Annotated in this window: 1 protein-coding gene; it reads left to right on the top strand. The window is 58.9% G+C overall.

What is annotated here, in order from left to right:
* The first annotated feature begins 340 nt into the window (after positions 1–340).
* Positions 341–2821 carry a TonB-dependent siderophore receptor gene (locus AACY19_RS02765; RefSeq protein WP_339447683.1) on the top strand — a complete coding sequence of 827 codons (2481 nt, stop codon included), beginning with the start codon at positions 341–343 and terminating at the stop codon, positions 2819–2821.
* Positions 2822–2906 lie beyond the last annotated feature (85 nt).

The raw sequence follows: 2906 nt of genomic DNA, 5'->3' as shown, positions 1-2906 counted from the left end.
AATAGCAAGAAACACAAGGCCGTCGCCCCACAGCGTCGGCCTTTTTTTTAACTTTTTGCGCTAATGATAAATAAACTCATTCCGGTTTTTTTGAGGTGCTGCGTCTTATTAGGGTATGTGGATAAATCCGGGGCGGGCAGGGCAGCCAAGGCAACGGATTTGTTCAGCAGAAAAATTTCGCCATCGTCCAGCCGGATGACTGCGCCCGGGGAGGGGTCGGTCCACCGTGCACTGCAATGTCGCCCAAGGGGCCAACGACAGTGAGCGGTTTCCATGTGCTGGCCGTGGCGGGCCCGTCGGCCCAAATGGACTTTCACTTTTACCAATAATAGAGAGCACGATGTCAGCAATTCATGAGTTGAAACCTCTGTTCAAGGCACTCGTCATGTCCCGCGGCCTGCGTTCGCGTCGAGTGTTGACCGGTCTGGGGCTGGTCTGTGTATTGCCATTCAGCGCTCAGGTGATGGCTGAAGACGTCAGCATCCACATTCCGGCGCAACCGTTGTCGCAAGCGCTGCAAGCCTTTGGTCAACAGACCAGCCAACAGGTGATCTACAGTGCTGACGACATGTCCGGGCTCAGGAGCCACGCGGTCAGCGGCAAGATGAGCCCGCAGGCGGCCATTGCCGAACTGCTCAAAGGCACCGGCGTGCGCTACAGCGTCGAGGGCAACACCCTGATGCTGGTTCGCGGCACGGCCACTGAAGGCCTGGAGCTGGGCGCCACCAACATCAGCGCGCAGCAGCTCAGTGCGACCACTGAAGGCAGCAACTCGTACACGTCCAACGCCGTCACCATCGGCAAGGGCACTCACACCCTCAAGGAAATTCCGCAGTCGGTCACGGTGATGACCCGCAAGCAGATGGACGATCAGGATCTGGTCGAACTCAAGGATGCGCTGAATCAGACCACCGGTGTCGTGGGTCTGCAGGGCGTCGGCAAGGGTTTGATCATTTCCTCGCGCGGTTTCCAGATCGACGACTGGCAATACGACGGTGTGCCGATCCCGCGCAACACCTATTCGCTGGGTAACTGGGCGACCCAGGATCTGGTGTTTTTCGACCGTCTGGAAATCCTGCGCGGCGCCTCCGGCTTGCTGCAAGGCACTGGCAGCCCGGGTGGCGCCATCAACCTGGTACGCAAGCGCGGTCAGGCGGCACCGACTGTGAGCGTGACCGGCAAGGCCGGTTCCTGGGACCATTACGGTCTGCAAGTCGACGCAGGCGGCCCGTTGAACCAGGCGGGCACCATTCGTGGTCGCCTGGTCGCCGATCAGGACCAGAGCAATTCGTTCATCGATTCGGAGTGGAGCCGAACCCTCTCGCTGTACGGCGCGCTGGACTTCGACCTGAGTGAAGACACCACCCTCGGCCTGGCCGTCAGCCGTTCCGACGGCGACTCGCGTCCGATGATTCGTGGCCTGCCACGCTACGCCGACGGCAAGATGCCGGACATTTCGCGCTCGACCTACACCGGCGCGCGCTGGAACAGTTCGGACATCGACGTCACCACGCTGTACGCCGATCTTGAACATCGCTTCAACGAAGACTGGGCGTTCAAGGTCGGTGCCGTGCGCATGACCGAGAGCAACAAGGCGAAAAACCAGCGCGTGCAGAGTGCCGGCGACGGTCTGGAAGCGGATGGCAGCGGTGTGCAGTACGCCAACTTCGTGACGGATTTCGACTCCACCAAAGTCGGCATCGACATGAACCTGAATGGCAAGTTCGAAGCCTTGTCGATGCAGCAGGAAGTCATGGTTGGGGGTAACTTTTCCCAGCTCGAAACGGACGACCAGCTCGCCCGTACTTTCACCAACAGCAGCGACACGATTTTCAACTTGAACAAGGACCGTACCGACATCAGCTATGACAGCCTGATCGCTGCGAACGGTCGTGGCACCCTGAGCAAATATGATGTTCGTCAGAAAGGCCTGTACGGCACCTGGCGCGTCAAACCGATCGATGATCTGACCCTGGTGCTGGGCTCCCGCGTCAGCTGGTATGACTTCAGCTACAAATCCAAGGCGCAATCTTCGTTTGGCGGCATCACCAAAAATGACCCAAGCACCGCGACCGAGACCGGCGAAGTCACGCCTTACGCCGGTATCGTTTATGACCTGAGCCGCGAGTGGGCGGTTTACGCCAGTTACACCGACGTGTTCCAGCCGCAGACCAACCGCGATATCAACGGCACCGTGCTCAAACCGATCATCGGCAGCAACTACGAAATCGGTCTCAAGGGCGAGCTGATGGACGGCCGGGTCAACACCTCGTTGGCTGTTTTCCGCTACGACCAGGAAAACCGTGCTATCAATGACATTGCCGGTGGTTTCGAGTGTGATGGTTCGTACTGCTCGACGGCCTCGGGCAAGGTGCGCAGCCAGGGTATCGATGCCGAGATCAGCGGCGAAGTGGTGGAAGACCTGCAACTGTTTGCCGGTTACACCTACAACACCACCAAGTACATCAAGGACCCGAGCAACGAAGGTCGCGTATTCAGCACCTGGACCCCAAAACACATGCTGCGCATGTGGGCCAACTACCAGTTGCCGGGTGAGTGGAATCGCGTCAGCACCGGTCTGGGCTTCGTGACCCAGAGCCACACGCTCGGTTACGAAGGTACCTACGACGTCGCGGGCTACACCGTATGGAACGCCCGTGTCGGTTATCAGCTGACACCGGAAGTCGGTCTGGCTGTGAACGCCAACAACCTGTTCGACAAGAAGTACATTGCGGCCGGCTACAATCAGCTCGACGGCAACAACAACTTCGGTGATCCGCGTAACGTGATGTTCTCCGTGAAGTGGACTCCACAGTTCTGATGCACTGAAGGCCCTTCACCGAAGCGGCCCACGCTCCTCGAAAGAGGGCGTGGGCCGTTTTTTTTGCCTTCCGTGGGCGGGTGAA

This window comes from Pseudomonas sp. EA_5y_Pfl2_R50, from assembly GCF_963970475.1.
In the GTDB taxonomy this organism is placed as follows: Bacteria; Pseudomonadota; Gammaproteobacteria; order Pseudomonadales; family Pseudomonadaceae; genus Aquipseudomonas.
This window is presented reverse-complemented; position numbering and strand designations above follow the sequence as displayed.

Excerpts from the sequence above, each read along its gene's own strand:
- AACY19_RS02765 (WP_339447683.1), top strand. The coding sequence starts at position 341 with ATGTCAGCAATTCATGAGTTGAAACCTCTGTTCAAGGCACTCGTCATG.